The organism is Enterobacter cloacae complex sp. P2B (assembly GCF_014895985.1).
GTDB classification, from domain to species: Bacteria; Pseudomonadota; Gammaproteobacteria; order Enterobacterales; family Enterobacteriaceae; genus Enterobacter; species Enterobacter bugandensis.
This window is the reverse complement of sequence record NZ_JADBQQ010000011.1, coordinates 178,732-196,461: the sequence shown is the minus strand read 5'-3', so window position 1 is coordinate 196,461 and position 17,730 is coordinate 178,732. Positions and strand designations below refer to the sequence as shown.

At 56.7% G+C, this 17,730-nt stretch carries 17 protein-coding genes; 5 read left to right on the top strand and 12 right to left on the bottom strand.

Annotated features, from left to right (window positions below; genetic code table 11):
• Window positions 1-5 precede the first annotated feature (5 nt).
• Genes IM313_RS11045 through IM313_RS11015 form a run of 7 tightly spaced genes read right to left on the bottom strand, consistent with a single transcriptional unit; the run spans window position 6 to window position 6,456 of the window.
• The gene (locus IM313_RS11045) at window positions 6-1,232 is read right to left on the bottom strand and encodes a Zn-dependent hydrolase (RefSeq protein WP_192971123.1); all 1,227 of its coding nucleotides are present in this window, start codon (window positions 1,230-1,232) and stop codon (window positions 6-8) included.
• A complete protein-coding gene (locus IM313_RS11040) occupies window positions 1,229-1,711 on the bottom strand; it encodes an L-2-amino-thiazoline-4-carboxylic acid hydrolase (protein ID WP_048999756.1) in 483 nt (160 codons plus the stop codon). The genes IM313_RS11045 and IM313_RS11040 overlap by 4 nt, the downstream gene beginning before the upstream one ends.
• Before the next feature lie 17 nt (window positions 1,712-1,728).
• A complete protein-coding gene (locus IM313_RS11035; protein WP_192971122.1) occupies window positions 1,729-2,886 on the bottom strand; it encodes a branched-chain amino acid ABC transporter substrate-binding protein in 1,158 nt (385 codons plus the stop codon).
• Between the two features lie 28 nt (window positions 2,887-2,914).
• Complete coding sequence (locus IM313_RS11030; protein WP_192971121.1) at window positions 2,915-3,634, bottom strand: ABC transporter ATP-binding protein; 720 nt, start codon at window positions 3,632-3,634, stop codon at window positions 2,915-2,917.
• Window positions 3,627-4,394, bottom strand: a complete 768-nt coding sequence (locus IM313_RS11025; protein ID WP_048999753.1) for an ABC transporter ATP-binding protein — start codon at window positions 4,392-4,394, stop codon at window positions 3,627-3,629. The genes IM313_RS11030 and IM313_RS11025 overlap by 8 nt, the downstream gene beginning before the upstream one ends.
• Complete coding sequence (locus IM313_RS11020) at window positions 4,391-5,497, bottom strand: branched-chain amino acid ABC transporter permease (RefSeq protein ID WP_192971120.1); 1,107 nt, start codon at window positions 5,495-5,497, stop codon at window positions 4,391-4,393. Before IM313_RS11020 ends, IM313_RS11025 begins: the two co-directional genes overlap by 4 nt.
• Window positions 5,498-5,505: 8 nt before the next feature.
• On the bottom strand, window positions 5,506-6,456 hold the full coding sequence (locus tag IM313_RS11015) for a branched-chain amino acid ABC transporter permease (RefSeq protein WP_048999750.1): 951 nt from the start codon (window positions 6,454-6,456) through the stop codon (window positions 5,506-5,508).
• A 170-nt stretch (window positions 6,457-6,626) separates the two neighbouring features.
• Here IM313_RS11015 and IM313_RS11010 point away from each other — a divergent pair, with 170 nt between their 5' ends.
• Window positions 6,627-7,571 (top strand): LysR substrate-binding domain-containing protein, encoded by a 945-nt coding sequence (locus tag IM313_RS11010; RefSeq protein ID WP_048999749.1) that lies wholly within the window; start codon window positions 6,627-6,629, stop codon window positions 7,569-7,571.
• 54 nt (window positions 7,572-7,625) lie between these two features.
• Here the strand turns inward: IM313_RS11010 and IM313_RS11005 are convergent, their stop codons facing one another.
• Window positions 7,626-8,735, bottom strand: a complete 1,110-nt coding sequence (locus tag IM313_RS11005; protein WP_028013256.1) for a porin OmpC — start codon at window positions 8,733-8,735, stop codon at window positions 7,626-7,628.
• Between the two features lie 476 nt (window positions 8,736-9,211).
• Window positions 9,212-10,090 carry an aromatic amino acid DMT transporter YddG gene (yddG, locus tag IM313_RS11000; RefSeq protein WP_028013255.1) on the bottom strand — a complete coding sequence of 293 codons (879 nt, stop codon included), beginning with the start codon at window positions 10,088-10,090 and terminating at the stop codon, window positions 9,212-9,214.
• A 221-nt stretch (window positions 10,091-10,311) separates the two neighbouring features.
• Between yddG and fdnG the strand changes: the two genes are divergently transcribed.
• From fdnG to fdnI, 3 genes are read left to right on the top strand one after another with little or no spacing between them, the layout of a single operon-like run.
• Window positions 10,312-13,359 (top strand): formate dehydrogenase-N subunit alpha, encoded by a 3,048-nt coding sequence (gene fdnG / locus IM313_RS10995; RefSeq protein WP_192971119.1) that lies wholly within the window; start codon window positions 10,312-10,314, stop codon window positions 13,357-13,359.
• Window positions 13,360-13,370: 11 nt separating this feature from the next.
• Entirely contained in the window at window positions 13,371-14,255 is an 885-nt protein-coding gene (gene fdxH / locus IM313_RS10990; protein WP_045260592.1) for a formate dehydrogenase subunit beta, read from the top strand.
• Window positions 14,248-14,904 (top strand): formate dehydrogenase-N subunit gamma, encoded by a 657-nt coding sequence (gene fdnI / locus IM313_RS10985; protein ID WP_028013252.1) that lies wholly within the window; start codon window positions 14,248-14,250, stop codon window positions 14,902-14,904. The genes fdxH and fdnI overlap by 8 nt, the downstream gene beginning before the upstream one ends.
• Window positions 14,905-14,952: 48 nt before the next feature.
• Here fdnI and IM313_RS10980 read toward each other — a convergent pair whose 3' ends face one another.
• The 3 genes from IM313_RS10980 to ppk2 form a co-directional block, all read right to left on the bottom strand.
• Window positions 14,953-15,276 (bottom strand): CcdB family protein, encoded by a 324-nt coding sequence (locus IM313_RS10980; protein WP_048999653.1) that lies wholly within the window; start codon window positions 15,274-15,276, stop codon window positions 14,953-14,955.
• Entirely contained in the window at window positions 15,276-15,464 is a 189-nt protein-coding gene (locus IM313_RS10975; protein WP_045260590.1) for a type II toxin-antitoxin system CcdA family antitoxin, read from the bottom strand. Before IM313_RS10975 ends, IM313_RS10980 begins: the two co-directional genes overlap by 1 nt.
• Window positions 15,465-15,566: 102 nt before the next feature.
• A complete protein-coding gene (gene ppk2 / locus IM313_RS10970; RefSeq protein WP_192971118.1) occupies window positions 15,567-16,385 on the bottom strand; it encodes a polyphosphate kinase 2 in 819 nt (272 codons plus the stop codon).
• A gap of 164 nt (window positions 16,386-16,549) precedes the next feature.
• Here ppk2 and araJ point away from each other — a divergent pair, with 164 nt between their 5' ends.
• Window positions 16,550-17,725: an MFS transporter AraJ gene (gene araJ, locus IM313_RS10965; protein ID WP_192971117.1), complete on the top strand. Its 1,176-nt coding sequence runs from the start codon at window positions 16,550-16,552 to the stop codon at window positions 17,723-17,725.
• The last annotated feature ends 5 nt before the right edge of the window (window positions 17,726-17,730 follow it).

Here is a 17,730-nt window from a genome sequence, read left to right as displayed (position 1 = left end):
CCGGTTTATTTTTCCTGGGCCGCGGACAGGACGCTGTGCAACAGCACGTTCGCCCCTTTCTCCGACCACTCTGGCAGGATCCTTTCCGCTTCGTTATGGCTGATGCCCTTCACGCAGGGGATAAAAATCATGCTGGCAGGGGCAATTTTACTCACATAGCAGGTGTCGTGTCCCGCGCCGGAGACCATCGGTTTCGCCGAGTAGCCCAGTTCCGCCACGGCCTTCTCCGTGCGGGCCAGACATTCGGCATCAAACGCGATGGGCGCGTAGTCAAAAATGCGCTCAACGACAGCCGCCACGCCGCGCAGGCTCAGGCTTTCAGCCACCTTATGCAGCGCCGCCTCCATGGCTTCCAATGCCGTCAGCGCCGGATGGCGAAACTCCACGCTGCAGACCACCCGAGACGGCACGACGTTGCGCGAGTTTGGCGTAACCTGCGCCATACCGATGGTCGCACGTCCGTCCGGCGCGTGCCGATAGCCAATCTCCTCCACCTTCAGCGCCAGCTCCGAGAACGCGGTCAGCGCATCGCGTCGGCTGTGCATCGGCGTGGTGCCCGCGTGGGCGGCAAACCCGTCCAGCGTCAGGGTAAACCAGCGCTGGCCCATTGCCGCGCGGACTAACCCGATATCCAGGGCTTCGTCTTCCAGAATCGGGCCCTGTTCGATGTGCAGCTCGTAGCAGGCGTGAACCGGAAACGCACGGGCAGGGGCTTCACCCCGGTAGCCGATGCTTTCCAGCGCTTCACCCACGCTGATACCGTCGCTATCCGCGCGGGCATGGGCGTACGCTTCGCTAAATTGCCCCGTCCAGACCCCTGAAGCGAGCATGGCTGGCGCAAAGCGCGCGCCTTCTTCGTTGGTCCAGTTGACCAGCACGATGTCACGCTCCGTCTCAAGGTGATGGTCATTGAGGGTGCGCAGCAGCTCCAGCCCGGCCAGCACGCCGTAAACCCCGTCGTAGTTCCCTCCCAGCGGCTGGGTATCCACGTGCGAACCGGTCAGGACCGGCGCAAGCTGCGGGTTTTTCCCCGCGCGGCGGATGAACATATTGCCCATGCTGTCGACGTCGCAGGTAAAACCGGCGTCCAGCGCCCAGTCGCGCAGCAGGTTACGCGCAATACGATCTTCCTCGCTCAGTGCCAGACGGGTGACGCCACCGGCGGGCGTGCCGCCGATCTGCGCCATCATCTCAAGCGTTGACCACAGCCGTTCGGCGTTGACGCGGATCATGACTTGTCCTTACCGCTGCGGTAGCGGAAATCACAGCACGCACCGCCCTGCATAATGGTCGTGGTGCGGGTTAGCTCTACGTCCGGCGCATAGCCAACGATGAATTTTTCATCGCGCGCGCAGGAGAGCAGGTGACCAATCTCGCCCAGCCCCATCTCGTGGTACATCTCCGCGTAGCGACAGCGGGTCACGTTGTAGTTGTACTGCTGGTCGTCAGCGTCGATCACCTTCACGTCCAGGGCGTTATCTTTCTCCCACAGATACTGCAGGGCGATAAAGCTCTTGATGTTCGCGCCGTTGGGTTCTTTGCTGGCAAACCCTTTACCAGCGTCAATCGCGGCCTGCTCAATGGCCTCGCCAATCACCGCCTGGGCGCGGGCTTTCCCTATCTCGCGCACCAGGATTTCATAAATTGGCTTAATAATTTCAGCTTCAATTTTGCGGCGGGCGAGAATGCCCAGCTCATTATTATCACTCATCACATTGCCTCACTGCGTTACTTCGCTTTTGCGCCGCCCAGCACGGTCTGCGGCTGCCATTTGCCGTCGACAACCTTATAGACCGTGAACGACGGCGATTTCAGGTTGCCCTCTTTATCAAACGCGATCTGTCCGGTAACGCCGGAATAGCTGATGGCGCGCAGGGCGGGCAGATAGTCTGATGGCTCAACGGAGTCTGCTTGTTCCATCGCCGCAACCAGCACGCGGGTGGCGTCATAGGCGAACGGGGCGTGCAGTTCGATATGGGTGTGGTAGCGGGCCTGGTAGGCCTGTTCGAATGCCTTTCCACCCGGCATCTGGTCAACGGGCAGGCCCGGCTCCAGCGCCACAACGCCTTCGCCTTCTTTCTGCGCCAGCTTCAGGAACGTCTGGCTGACGAATCCGCCTGCGCCCATCAGCGTGGCATTCATGCCCAGCTGTTTAATGCGGCGAGCCAGCGGTGCGGCCTGGCTGTCGACGCCGCCGAAGAAGATCAGATCGGCGTTTTTACTGCGGATGGCGGTCAGCACGGCGCTGAAATCGACCGTTTTGTCATCCACGTACTGACGGTCGACAATTTTCACGCCCTGGGCTTCCAGCGATTTAATAAACTGGTCTGCAAGCCCCTGACCAAAGGCGGTACGGTCGTCGATCACCGCAATGCGTTTGGCTTTCAGGGTGTTAACCGCGTACTGACCGGCGAGCTGGCCGCCGTCATCGTCGTGTCCCATCACGCGGAAGCTGGTATCAAAACCTTGTTGCGTATAGGCGTGACCGGTCGCGACCGGTGCCACCTGGGCGATGCCTGCATCGTGATAAACGCGGGCCGCTGGAATGCTGGTGCCGGTGTTCCAGTGGCCGACCACGCCCGCCACATCGCTGTCCACCAGACGCTGCGCGACGGCTACGGCAGTGCGCGGGTCAGACTGATCGTCTTCGGACTGCAGTTTGAAGGTGACCGCTTTGCCGCCGATGGTCGGATGCTGCTTGTTAATGTCGTCAATGGCCAGCTGCGCGCCGTTCTCCAGATCTTTCCCGATACGGGCGGACGGGCCGGTGAGCGGGCCTGCCAGACCGATAACCACGGTTTCACCGTCGGCGGCCCACGAGGACGTTGAGGCAAGACCGCCGAGCAGAATAGCGGCGCTGAGCGCGCTGATTTTTACTGTTTTCATTGTATTTCCCTGATGTTGGCTGGTGTGGTTAAACGGGTATTTCGCCCAAATAAATGTGTGCAATCTGTTCGTCGTTAAGCAGCGCTGTCGATTCGCCATGATGAACAATGCTGCCGCTGTCCATCACCCACGCGCTGTCGGTCACTTCCAGCGCGAGCCGGGCGTTTTGTTCGATCAGCAGCAGGGCGACGCCGCGCTCGCGCAGCCCGGCAATAACGGCAAATATGTTCTCGACCATCTTCGGGGCAAGGCCCATCGACGGCTCGTCGAGGATCAGCAGGCGCGGGCGGCTGAGGAGGGCGCGGTTAAGGGCCAGCAGCTGTTGCTCGCCGCCGGACAACAGCCCGGCAAGCTGATGCTGGCGCTCGCCCAGACGCGGGAAGCGTTCGAAAATCTCGTTCATCTCGCGCTTAATGGTGACAGTGTCACGTCTTAGCCAGGCGCCCATCTGCAGGTTTTCCAGTACCGTCATGCGGGAGAAGATCCCGCGGCCCTCCGGGACCATGACCAGTCCGTCGCGAAGCAGGGTCTCCGGGCTCTGTTTACGGACCGGCTTACCGCTGAATTCAATACTGCCGCTAAAGCTTTCCAGCCCGGTAATGGCGCGCACGGTGGAGCTTTTCCCCGCGCCGTTAGCGCCGATCAGCGTAGCCTGTTCGCCCTCGTGCAAGGTAAAGGAGACATCGCGTACGGCCTGAATGCCGCCGTAATGCACGTCCAGGCGTTCTACCTTCAGTAATTCAGTCATGGGCGTTACCTCCAAGCCAGGCGGCGATCACTGCCGGATCGCGCCGCACGCTTTCCGGCGTACCGCTGGCGAGCGTTTTACCGTAATCAAGCACCGTCAGGCGATCGCAGATGCCCATCACCAGCTTGACGTCATGTTCAATCATCAGCAGGGTTTTGCCGTCATCGCGGATGCGGATGAGCAGCTCGCCGAGCGCCACTTTTTCCGCCGCGTTCATTCCGGCGGCGGGCTCGTCCAGCGCCAGCAGCAGCGGATCCGTCGCCAGCGCGCGGGCGATTTCAAGGCGACGCTGATGACCATAGGCCAGATCGCAGGCGCGATAGTGGGCGAACTGCGCAATGCCGGTATAGTCCAGCCAGTGCCAGGCCAGCTCGCGGGTCTGCTTCTCTTCGTCGCGGGCGCGTTTATGGCGGCTCAGCGCGGCCCACAGGCCGTTACGGGTGCGCACGTGGCGGCCCACCATCACGTTTTCCAGCACCGACATCTCGTTGAAGAGGCGCACGTTCTGGAAGGTGCGGGCAATCCCGGCGGCGGTGACTTTCTCTATGTGCTTTGGGAAGTAGGGCTTATCGGCAATCGAAAACTCACCGCTGTCCGCCGGATAAAGCCCGGTGATCAGGTTAAAGCAGGTGGTTTTTCCCGCGCCGTTGGGGCCAATCAGCCCGTAGATTTCCCCTCTGTTCACGGTAATCGAAACGTCATCTACGGCAGTCAGCCCGCCGAAGCGTTTTGACATGTTGCGTACGGTTAACAGGCTCATGCCTTCACCCCCTTGTGGCGTACCGGCCAGAGGCCTGACGGGCGCACCAGCATGACCAGCACCAGTGCCAGACCGTAAAACAGCTGGCGCAGCACTTCCGGGTCAATCAGTACCGTACCGAACAGCGCCTGCTGAACCGGCGCTGCCTGGCTGCGCAGCAGTTCCGGCAGGGCGGTAAGCAGTACCGCGCCCAGGATCACGCCCGGTATGTGCCCCATACCGCCCAGCACCACCATCGCCAGTACGGCAATCGATTCCTGTAAGGTGAAGGATTCCGGAGAGACAAAGCCCTGAAACGCGCCGAAAAGCGCACCTGCTATGCCGCCAAAGGAGGCGCCCATCGCAAAGGCGAGCAGCTTATAGTTACGCACGTTGATGCCCATCGCGCGGGCCACATCTTCATCCTCGCGGATGGCGTGCCAGGCGCGGCCAATACGGGAATGCTGCAGGCGCAGGCAGACAAAAATAATCGCTACAATCATCAGCATCAGCAGGTAGTACCACAGCCACAGGGCGGGCACTTTGAAACCAAACCAGTGATAGACGCCGCTAAACTTCAGGCCGAACAGGTTCAGCGTATCTACCCCGGTAATGCCCTTTGCGCCGTTGGTGATGTTTACCGGACGGTCGAGGTTGCGCATCAGGATGCGGATAATTTCGCCAAAGCCGAGGGTCACTATCGCCAGGTAGTCCCCGCGCAGCTTCAGCGTTGGCGCACCGAGTAAAATCCCGCAGACTGCCGCCACGAGGGCCGCCAGCGGAATAATGAGCAGATACGAGGTGTGCAGCCCGTCCGGGAACCAGACGCCGAGGATCGGAAACACCTCCAGCAGGTGTGGGGAGGCCATCAGTGCCGCGAGGTAGGCGCCGACGGCGTAAAAGGCGATAAAGCCCATGTCCAGCAGGCCGGTATAGCCGACCACAATATTGAGCCCGAGCGCCAGCATGATGTAGAGCAGGGCGAAGTCGATAACGCGCACCCAGTAGTTGCCGCCGAGCTGCGTGGCCACCACGGGTGCAATCAGCAGCGCGAGGCAGAACAGGCTCATGCCTGACCAGAATTTGCGCGTCGTCGCCGGGGCCTGAATTTGAAGTGTTGTCATGGTATTCCTTACGCCCTGTGCGCTACGCGCTCGCCCAGCAGGCCAGCCGGACGGAAGACCAGCACCAGGATCAGCACCATAAAGGCAAAGACATCCTGATAGTTGCTGCCAAATACACCGTGGGTCAGTTCACCCAGGTAGCCTGCGCCCAGCGCTTCGATAATGCCGAGCAGGATGCCGCCAATCATGGCACCCCGAATGTTGCCAATGCCCCCCAGCACGGCGGCGGTAAAGGCCTTGATCCCGGGTAAAAAGCCCATCGAGAAGCTGGCGTTACCGTAGTTGCTGGCCATCATTACGCCTGCCAGCGCGGCAAACGCCCCGCCAATCGCAAACGTCAGGGTGATAATGGCGTTTGGGTTAACCCCCATCAGCGTGGCCACGCGCGGGTTTTCCGCCACGGCGCGCATGCCGCGCCCCAGGCGGGTGTATTCCACCAGCAGCCACAGCCCGGTCATCACCGCCAGCGCCAGCGCCACGGTGACAATACCGGTAACGGTCACGATGGCGGGCGGGTGCATTTCACTTCCTGACGTCACGGTAATCGGATCCATGGGCAGGATCTGCGGAAACATCAGCGGGTTGCGCGTCCAGATAATCATCGCCACGGTTTGCAGCAGGACGGAGACGCCGATACCCGAGATCATTGGCGCCAGGCGCGGAGCGTTGCGCAGTCGACGGTAGGCAAAGCGCTCCACGGCCATGGCCAGCAGGGCGCAAACGGCCATGGCAATCATCAGGGCAACGCCGAGCTGCAACAGCAGCGGCATATGCGGGAAGGTGCTATTCAGGGCGTTAATGGCGGAGAGCGTGGTGAGCGCGCCGACCATCAGAATATCGCCGTGGGCAAAGTTAATAATGCGCAAAATGCCATACACCATGGTATAGCCCAGCGCGATCAGCGCGTAGATGCTTCCTAGCATCACACCGTTGATCAGTTGTTGTATGAGTGTATCCAACGTCTGTACCCGCAAAGTGCTCGTTCTGCGGCTACCATCCAATAAATGAATTAAATTGTAAAATACGCATCTATTATTTCTTATGATAAATAAATATTGTTTTATGTTTATGATTTATATGAAAATAGTTAATGCCTGCTTTTGGGTGAAAAGCCTAAAGAAATCAACATATGAATAAAACAGAACAATTGACGAGCCTGACGGTGTTTGCAGAGAGCCGCCTGGCAAACGATCCGCCGCTTCGGGCCGTACGTGCATTCGAGGCCATCGCCAGGCTGGGGAGCGTCACGCTGGCCGCGCAGGAGCTGGATATCTCTCCGTCGGCCGTCAGCCATCAGCTCAAGGTGCTCGAAGGATACCTGCAAATGCCGCTCACGGAACGTCAGGGACGCAGGCTGGTGCTGAGCCAGCACGGGCGGGAATATTACCGCTCGATCCGTGCGGCCTTTAACGTGTTGCGCCAGGCGACGGAGCACCTGGCGGAGCAGGCGCAAACGCGTCAGGTCACCATCAGCCTGATTCCGCTTTTTGGTATGGGGTGGTTTATCCCGCGCTTGCCTGCGTTCATGCGCGCCAATCCCCAAACCGAGATCAACGTGGTGTATGCCAACCACCGTAACTATCTGAGCGACGCGTCGGATATGTCGATTCGTTTTGGTAACGGGCAGTGGGCGGGGTATCAGAGTGAAAAGCTGATTTCCGGCCAGATGGTGCCGGTGTGCAGCCGCGCGTTTTTGCGCGTTCATGGACATATCGATACGCCTGAACAGCTGCTGCAAATGCCGCTGCTGCACGATGAAGAACGTACTAGCTGGACGCAATGGTTTTTGTTGCAGGGGGTAAAACGTCCACTCCGGCGCAGCGGCCCGCTGTTTGAAGACGGGCTGTTGACGCTGGCGGGCGTTCAGGCCGGGCTGGGATGTGCGCTCATGCGTGAGCCGCTGATTGCGCCATATCTTGAGAGCGGCGAGCTGGTCAAGATATTTGACTTACCGATTGATGACGGGCGCGATTATTACCTCTGCGTGCGCTCAGATTCAGAGATGACCGAAGACGGCAAGCTGCTGCAAACCTGGCTGCGTCGGGCGGCAGGCGGGGAGTTGTCTGTCGGGTAAAAGCGGAAGATAAAAAAAGCCAGCGTGTTACGCTGGCTTTTGTACTGACAAATCTTAGAACTGGTAGGTCAGACCCAGCGCAACGATGTTGTCGGTACCGATACCTGCCTGGCGAGTGAACTGGTTGTCATCCAGCAGGTTGATTTTGTAATCCACGTAGGTGGACATGTTTTTGTTAAAATAGTAGGTGGTGCCGACATCAATGTATTTAACCAGATCCTGGTCGCCGAAGTTCTCGATGTCTTTACCTTTAGACTGCAGGTAAGCGATGGATGGACGCAGGCCAAAGTCGAATTGATACTGAGCCACAACTTCGAAGTTTTGCGCCTTGTTTGCAAAGCCGTAGATGTCGCTGCGGTTACCGTTAGAGGTGCCGAAACGGGTTGCGTTATAGGTCTGAGAGTACTGCGCGGCAAGGTAAACGTTGTTCGCGTCGTACTTCACGCCGCCGCTGTACACTTCAGCGCGGTCGCCTTCACCGTATACGCCAGCCGCATTCTGGTCAGCGGTACGGCGAGAGGAAGACATTGCACCACCGACGCTGAAGCCTTCACCCAGATCGTAAGTCAGAGACGCGCCGTAGCCGTCGCCGTTCTGGTTCAGCAGGCTGCGGCCGTTAGTGTTTTCACCGCTTACGCTGCCATTTTTACCCTGGTACTGCAGGGCAAAGTTCAGGCCGTCAACCAGACCGAAGAAGTCCTGGTTACGGTAAGTTGCCACGCCGTTTGCACGAGACTGCAGGAAGTTGTCGGCACCGTAGGTGTCACCGCCGAATTCTGGCAGAACGTCGGTCCAGGAGGTCACGTCGTAAATCACGCCGTAGTTACGACCGTAATCGAATGAACCGGCTTCAGCGAACTTCAGACCTGCGAAGGCCACACGGGTCCAGGACTGGTTGTCGCCTTCGTCCTTGTTACCCTGAATCTGGTATTCCCACTGGCCGTAACCGGACAGCTGGTCGTTAACCTGGGTTTCACCCTTGAAGCCGATACGCATGTAGGTTTTATCACCGTCTGCGCCTGCGTCATCAGAGAAATAGTGCAGACCTGTCACTTTACCGTACAGATCCAGCTTGTTACCGTCTTTGTTATAAATCTCAGCTGCGTTTACAACGCCTGCTGCCAACATGGAAGTGACTGCCACTGCAACTAATTTAAGTTTCATCTTAAATATTCCTTATAATTTTTTTCAGTATTTCCTGAACCATCGCGAACGATTTCTAAACGAGGCTGTTCGTCAACGGCGTGCTATTTTTAAAAATCTTGTAGTTGTCTTTCAATAATAAGTTTCAAAATATGAGTAATAATTTCATTTAGTGTGATCGAGATCGGGTTAATGACGCCTGAATAAAATGTTGTGGCGATTATTTAATCAGTATGAGTTTATTTTTTTGGCAACCATGATGGCGAATATTATTGCATTCCGTGTTATTAAGAGCGGTAATATTCGCAGGGAAGTAGTTACGCAGCGGTGTCAGGTTATGTCAATTTGATGCCGGGGGAATTGACGAAGGAAGCTAATATAAACAGAACATCAACAAATGCACTAATGTTCTGATTAATATATTACGATGTGATCACATATTAAATTTATGTTAATTTTTCTGCCGGATTTAATCGAACCCGGCATAAATCTGAACCCTATTTTCGTGTAGCGTACCAGCAGAGCAATGACCCGGCGCAGACCATCAGCGCGCCCTGCCAGAACGAAAAAGAGAGGGGGGAGCTTAGCAGCACGGCTGCAAGCGCGGCGGAGAGCACGGGAGTAAAATAGGATACGGCAGCCAGCACCGTGACGTTACCGTGCAGAATGCCAATATTCCATGCTGCATAGCCAAACCCAAGCGCAATGCCGCACATAACGAGCTTCACGATAACCGGAAAGCTGAACACCATTTCTGGCTGATCGCTAATGGTATATTTCACCCACAGGCTCAGCGCAGTGAGCAAAACAAAGAGGGTAATACCGTTTTGCCCTTTGGCAAATTTGGCGGTTACGGTGCAGTAGGCGGCCCAGATAAATGCTCCGGCAAAAGCAAGCGTATAGCTAAGGGGATTAGAGACGACATTGCGGATTATTTCATCAATGTGTAATCCTTGCTCACCTCCTAATACCCAACACACGCCGAGCAGAGCGATAGCTAAACCGGGGACGACCCACAGCGTTGATTTCTGTCCGTTGAATAAAATAGCAAAGACGATCGTCAGGCTCGGCCAGAGATAATTAACCATACCGACTTCTATGGCCTGCGCTCGCGTGGCGGCATAGCCTAACGACAGCGCCAGACAAATTTCATAACTGACAAACAGTACGCTGCCTGCAATAAGATACCCGGGTGAAAAACGTTTAATATCAGGAAATCCTACCGTTACCAGGCACAATAACCCACTGAGGGTGTAAATCATCGCCGCGCCGCCGACGGGCCCCAGCCCCTCGCTTACGCTGCGAATCAGGCCCACCATTGTGCTCCATAGCAGTATTGCCGCCAGCCCCGTGAGCGTTGCTCTCTTTCTGTCCATTACGTTTTCATCGCTAATAAAATCACAGGGAAAATGTATAGCATTAATTCTGACCCTGTCGCGAATTATTCTCTTACGTGTTTAACCCTTAAGGGGTATTCAAACGCGGCAGCGGTGACTATTAAGGGGGCGACGTCAGGCGACCTTGATTTGACGCAAAAAAAACAGGGGCTTTAATGTTAGTTTGCGGCGCGAAGTCTTATCAGATAACGAGGACAACAATGGACGTCAGCCGCAGACAATTTTTCAAAATCTGCGCGGGCGGTATGGCCGGAACCACAGCCGCAATGCTGGGATTTGCTCCCAAAATGGCGCTGGCTCAGGCACGCAACTATAAGCTGCTGCGTGCGAAAGAGATCCGTAACACCTGCACATACTGCTCCGTGGGTTGTGGGCTATTGATGTATAGCCTGGGCGATGGCGCGAAGAACGCCAGAGAAGCGATTTACCATATTGAAGGGGATCCGGATCATCCGGTGAGCCGTGGGGCGCTGTGCCCGAAAGGGGCGGGACTGCTGGACTATGTCCACAGCGAAAACCGCCTCCGCTACCCGGAATACCGCGCGCCGGGCTCCGACAAATGGCAGCGCATCTCCTGGGATGAGGCGTTTTCCCGTATTGCAAAACTGATGAAAGCCGACCGTGACGCCAACTTTATTGAAAAGAACGAGCAGGGCGTGACGGTCAACCGCTGGCTCTCTACCGGGATGCTGTGCGCATCTGCGGCAAGCAATGAAACCGGCATGCTGACGCAAAAGTTTGTGCGCTCTCTCGGCATGCTGGCGGTAGACAACCAGGCGCGCGTCTGACACGGACCAACGGTAGCAAGTCTTGCTCCAACATTTGGTCGCGGTGCGATGACCAACCACTGGGTTGATATTAAAAACGCCAACGTCGTGGTGGTGATGGGCGGTAACGCCGCTGAAGCCCATCCGGTGGGATTCCGCTGGGCGATGGAAGCGAAAAACAACAACGATGCGACGCTTATCGTCGTCGATCCGCGCTTTACGCGTACGGCATCGGTGGCGGATATCTATGCGCCGATCCGCTCCGGTACGGACATTACGTTCCTCTCCGGCGTGCTGCTGTACCTGATCGAAAACAACAAAATTAACGCGGACTACGTTAAGCATTACACCAACGCGAACCTGCTGGTGCGGGATGATTTTGCCTTCGATGACGGGCTGTTCAGCGGCTATGACGCTGAAAAACGCCAGTACGACAAAACGTCCTGGAACTATCAGTTCGATGAAAACGGCTATGCGATGCGGGATGAAACGCTGACGCATCCGCGCTGCGTGTGGAACCTTCTGAAGCAGCACGTTTCCCGCTATACGCCGGACGTGGTGGAGAACATCTGCGGCACGCCGAAAGCGGACTTCCTGAAGGTGTGCGAGGTGCTGGCCTCCACCAGCGCCGCTGACAGAACCACCACGTTCCTGTATGCGCTGGGCTGGACGCAGCACACCGTGGGCGCGCAGAACATCCGTACCATGGCGATGATCCAGCTGCTGCTCGGCAACATGGGGATGGCCGGTGGCGGCGTGAACGCCCTTCGCGGACACTCTAACATTCAGGGCTTAACCGATCTCGGCCTGCTCTCCACCAGCCTGCCGGGCTACCTGACGCTGCCGTCGGAAAAGCAGGCCAGTCTGCAAGCGTATCTTGAAGCTAATACGCCAAAAGCAACGCTGCCGGACCAGGTGAACTACTGGAGCAACTATCCGAAGTTCTACGTCAGCCTGATGAAATCCTTCTACGGCGACGCGGCGCAGAAGGAGAATGACTGGGGCTTTGAGTGGCTGCCCAAGTGGGATCAGGCTTACGACGTCATCAAGTATTTCAACATGATGGATAAGGGCGACGTCACCGGTTATATCTGCCAGGGCTTTAACCCGGTGGCGTCATTCCCGGATAAAAACAAAGTCGTGCGCAGCCTGAGCAAGCTGAAGTACATGGTGGTTATCGATCCGCTGGTGACCGAGACCTCCACCTTCTGGCAGAACCACGGGGAATCCAACGATGTCGATCCGGCGTCGATTCAGACCGAAGTGTTCCGCCTGCCGTCCACCTGCTTTGCGGAAGAGGACGGCTCTATTGCCAACTCCGGCCGCTGGCTGCAATGGCACTGGAAAGGGCAGGATGCACCGGGCGAAGCGCGTAACGACGGCGAAATTCTGGCCGGCATTTATCATCGTCTGCGCGAAATGTACCGCACCGAAGGCGGCAAAGGCGCGGAGCCGCTGCTGAAGATGAGCTGGCACTACAAGCAGCCGGATCGTCCTGAGTCTGAGGAAGTCGCGAAAGAGAACAACGGCGTGGCGCTGGCGGATCTGTATGACGCGAGCGGCAACCTGGTCGCGAAAAAAGGCCAGCTGCTGAACAGCTTTGCGCTGCTGCGCGATGACGGGACAACGGCATCGTCCTGCTGGATCTACACCGGCAGCTGGACGGAGCAGGGTAACCAGATGGCCAACCGCGATAACGCTGACCCGTCAGGCCTGGGCAACACCCTGGGCTGGGCATGGGCGTGGCCGCTGAACCGTCGCGTGCTGTACAACCGCGCGTCCGCCGACGTGAACGGCAAGCCGTGGGATCCGAAGCGCATGCTGATCCAGTGGAACGGGGCGAAGTGGACGGGGAACGACATTCCAGACTACAACACCGCCGCGCCGGGCAGCAACACCGGGCCATTCATCATGCAGCCGGAAGGGCTGGGGCGCCTGTTCGCCCTCAACAAGCTGGCAGAAGGGCCATTCCCGGAACACTACGAGCCGATGGAAACGCCGCTGGGGACCAACCCGCTGCACCCGAACGTGGTCTCAAGCCCGGTGGTGCGCATTTACGAAGAGGACGTGCTGCGCTTAGGCAAAAAGGACAAATTCCCGTACGTGGGGACGACCTACCGCCTGACCGAGCATTTCCACACCTGGACCAAGCACGCGCGGCTTAACGCCATCGCGCAGCCGGAACAGTTTGTGGAGATAAGCGAAACGCTGGCGAAGGCGAAAGGCATTGCCAACGGCGATCGCGTCAAGGTGAGCAGCAAGCGCGGCTTTATTCGCGCCGTGGCGGTGGTGACCCGTCGTTTGCAAAGTCTGAACGTGCACGGCCAGCAGGTGGAAACCGTCGGTATTCCGCTGCACTGGGGCTTTGAAGGGGTGGCGCAGAAAGGCTATATCGCCAACACCCTGACGCCAAACGTCGGCGATTCCAACTCGCAAACGCCGGAGTACAAAGCGTTTCTGGTCAACATCGAGAAAGCGTAAGGAGCGATTAAATGGCGATGGAAACACAAGACATTATTAAACGCTCCGCGACCAACCCGATCACCCCCGCGCCCCGCGCGCGGGACTATAAGGCAGAGGTCGCCAAGCTTATCGACGTCTCCTCCTGCGTGGGCTGTAAGGCCTGCCAGGTGGCCTGTTCGGAGTGGAACGATATCCGCGACGAGGTGGGGCACTGCGTCGGGGTTTACGATAACCCGGCGGATCTGAGCGCCAAATCCTGGACGGTGATGCGCTTTAGCGAAACCGACCAGAACGGCAGGCTGGAGTGGCTGATCCGCAAGGACGGCTGTATGCACTGTGAAGATCCCGGCTGCCTGAAGGCGTGCCCGTCTGCTGGCGCCATTATTCAGTACGCCAACGGCATCGTCGACTTCCAGCAGGATAATTGCATTGGCTGCGGCTACTGCATCGCGGGCTGTCCGTTTAATATCCCGCGCCTCAATAAAGAGGATAACCGGGTATACAAATGCACCCTGTGCGTGGACCGCGTCAGCGTCGGGCAGGAGCCTGCCTGCGTGAAGACCTGTCCGACCGGTGCGATCCACTTCGGCACCAAAAAAGAGATGCTCGACGTGGCGCAAGAGCGCGTGGACAAGCTGAAAGCGCGCGGCTACGACAAGGCAGGCATTTACAACCCGCAGGGCGTGGGCGGCACGCACGTGATGTACGTGCTGCATCACAACGACCAGCCGGAGCTGTATCACAACCTGCCGAAAGATCCGGCGATCGATACCTCCATCAACCTGTGGAAAGGGGCGCTTAAACCGCTCTCTGCGGCGGGCTTTATCGCCACCTTTGCGGGGCTGATCTATCACTACATCGGTATCGGCCCGAATAAAGAGGTGGATGACGACGAGGAGGAGCATCATGAGTAAGTCGAAAATGATAGTGCGCACCAAATTTGTCGATCGCGCCTGTCACTGGACGGTGGTCATTTGCTTCTTCCTGGTGGCGGTATCCGGTATTTCGTTCTTCTTCCCGACGCTGCAGTGGCTGACCGAAACCTTCGGTACGCCGCAGATGGGGCGCATTCTGCACCCGTTCTTCGGCGTGCTGATTTTCGTGGTGCTGATGTTTATGTTCGTGCGCTTTGTCCATCACAATATTCCGGACAAGCAGGACATCCCGTGGGTGAAAGGGATTGTCGAAGTCCTGAAGGGTAACGAGCATAAAGTCGCGAAGGTGGGGAAATACAATGCCGGACAGAAGATGATGTTCTGGACCATCATGAGCATGATTTTTGTGCTGCTGGTGACCGGGGTGATGATCTGGCGTCCTTATTTTGCACAGTACTTCCCGATCCAGGTAGTGCGTTACGCGCTGCTAATTCACGCGACGTCGGCCATCATCCTGATTCATGCCATCCTGATCCATATGTATATGGCGTTCTGGGTTAAAGGGTCGATCAAAGGGATGATTGAAGGGAAGGTGAGTCGCCGCTGGGCGCAGAAACATCACCCGCGCTGGTATCGTGATGTGGAACGGCTGGAGGCGAAACAGGAAAGTACGGAAGGGATGAAGTAAGACCTGCGCCGTCGGCTCTGCCCGGCGGCGCTGCGCTTGCGCGGGCCTTCATGTGTTAGTCAATAAACGATCAATTGCCGCTATAACGTCATGACGTGCGTTACGTAAATTACAAACATAGTCTTTAGGATTGATTTTGTTGTTGTTAAGGTTGGTTATCATCGGTGAATAAATCAGAAACGTTTCAAAGTCGATATTTACGCCCGGAGCCAGATGGCTCTGCCATAACGGCAACTTATTATTTCTCGCGAGTGGCGCAATTACGCGTGTGGCAAGATCATCATAACAATCATCCTGAATGAGCATATAATAGGGAAGTTTGTCCCGTGTAGCCGCAGATGTATTACGGTAAACATTAAATTGTCTCAGCATTAAAGCACCCTGAAAAACTCATCATCAGTGATGGTTCCGTGTTTCTCCACAAAATCATTCATTGCCCGTATAAATGCACGATCCTCTTCTGATGGCTGCCGCCGCCTGGTTGAGTTTTGTTCTGCATGACACAAGGGCTTACGCGATGTGATGTTCTGGCCCAGCTCTGCTTCTGTGGTATGTTTCATCGTTATCTCCTTTGTTGGTGCGGTCATTATCAACCGCCGCCAACAAAAAACAATACTGTATCCCCTGGTAATCTATATTCTGCGAGCCGCCTTCCAGTAATATCAGAACCGGTCCTCAACATACCGGAACGGGTATTTCGTGGGTTTAAGTTTGCCGATTTTGCGCTTCGGTAAATCCACCTTGTCGACGTGAATTTCTTTATACGGGATCTGCGAAAGCAGATGCGAAATAATATTCAGACGGACGCGTTTTTTATCTTCAGAACGGGCGACAAACCACGGTGCCCAGGCTGTATCGGTGGCTTCAAACATGGCGTCGCGCGCGCGGGTGTATTCGTCCCAGAGGTTAAAGGATTTAATATCCATCGGCGACAGCTTCCAGATCTTACGCCCATCGTTAATGCGGTCGCGCAGGCGCCGCTCCTGCTCTTTCGGGGTCACCTCCAGCCAGTACTTCAGCAGGATAATTCCGGCATCGACCATCGCTTTTTCCATAACCGGCGCGCCGTCTAAAAATTTCTCCGCCTGTTCCTCCGTGCAGAACCCCATCACCCGCTCCACGCCCGCGCGGTTATACCAGCTGCGATCGAAGATCACGATTTCGCCCGCCGAGGGCAGGTGAGGCACATAGCGCTGGAAGTAGAGCTGGCTTTTCTCTTTATCCGTTGGGGCAGGAAGCGCAACAACGCGAAACACGCGTGGGCTGACGCGCTCGGTGATCGCTTTAATGGTGCCGCCTTTGCCGGCGCCGTCGCGTCCCTCAAAAACAATGCACACCTTCAATCCTTTGGCGACGACCCACTGCTGGAGCTTAACCAGTTCGACGTGCAGGCGGCGGAGCTCTTTTTCATACTCTTTGGTCTTAAGGGGGGCATTCGATACGACATCAACAGCGACAGGGGTTTTCTTTTTGCTTCCCATGATTGTCATCCTCAGGTTGTCCGGCGTGGAAAAAGCGAGGCCGCACTATGAAGTGTAATCCACCTGAATTAATGGATTAACGTGTCAGCCAGCTGATTTGAACTGGCTCACCATACAAGATTATTTAATAATGCCCTCGCGATTGATTAACCGGTGGTTGAGGCATGAAAAAGACAATATTTTCGTTGGCGCTTGGCACATTTGGCCTGGGTATGGCTGAATTTGGCATTATGGGGGTGTTAACCGAGCTGGCGCATGACACCGGTATTTCGATTCCCTCCGCCGGGAATATGATCTCGTTTTATGCCTTCGGCGTGGTGATTGGCGCGCCGATTGTGGCGCTGTTCTCCGGCAAGTTCTCGTTAAAAACGACGCTGCTGTTTCTGGTTGCCATGTGCGCAGTCGGAAATGCCCTGTTTACGTTTTCTACGTCGTATTTCTGGCTGGCGCTGGGGCGTTTGATCTCCGGTTTTCCGCACGGGGCCATTTTTGGCGTCGGGGCGATAATCCTCTCCAAAATTGCACCTCCGGGGAAAGTGACGGTCGCGGTGGCCGGGATGATCGCCGGAATGACCGTAGCCAACCTGGTGGGCGTTCCGCTGGGGACCTGGCTGGGGCACGCATTTAACTGGCGCTATACCTTTTTCCTGATTGCTGCCTTCGACGCGCTGGTTATCCTCTCGGTTCTGCTTTGGGTGCCGGATATCCATGACAAATCAGAAATCAAATTGTCCGAGCAGTTTCAGTTCCTGAAGAAGCCTGAGCCCTGGCTGATTTTTGCCGCCACCATGTTCGGTAACGCCGGCGTGTTCGCGTGGTTCAGCTTCGTTAAGCCGTTTATGGTCAACGTTTCTGGCTTTTCCGAAGGGATGATGACGGCCATTATGATGCTGATGGGCCTTGGCATGGTGTTGGGCAATCTGCTGAGTGGCAAGCTCTCGGGGCGCTTTAGCCCGCTGCGCATTGCGGCCATCACCGATATGGTGATTGTCGCCTCGCTGCTGCTGCTTTTCGCCCTGGGCGAACTGAAAACGGCCTCGCTGGTGATGGGCTTTATCTGCTGTGCCGGGCTGTTTGCGCTCTCTGCACCGCTGCAAATTTTGCTTCTGCAAAATGCGAAGGGCGGTGAGATGCTGGGGGCTGCCGGAGGGCAGATGGCGTTTAATCTCGGCAGCGCGATCGGGGCGTACTTTGGTGGGATGATGATTACCCTCGGCTTTAGCTGGCGCTACGTCACGCTGCCTGCGGCGTTCCTCTCGTTCTCGGCCATGAGCGCGCTGTTGATCTACGGTTACCTGCGGGCCAGACAGGCTCAGGCTAACGCTCGCGCGCTAGCCTGATTGCA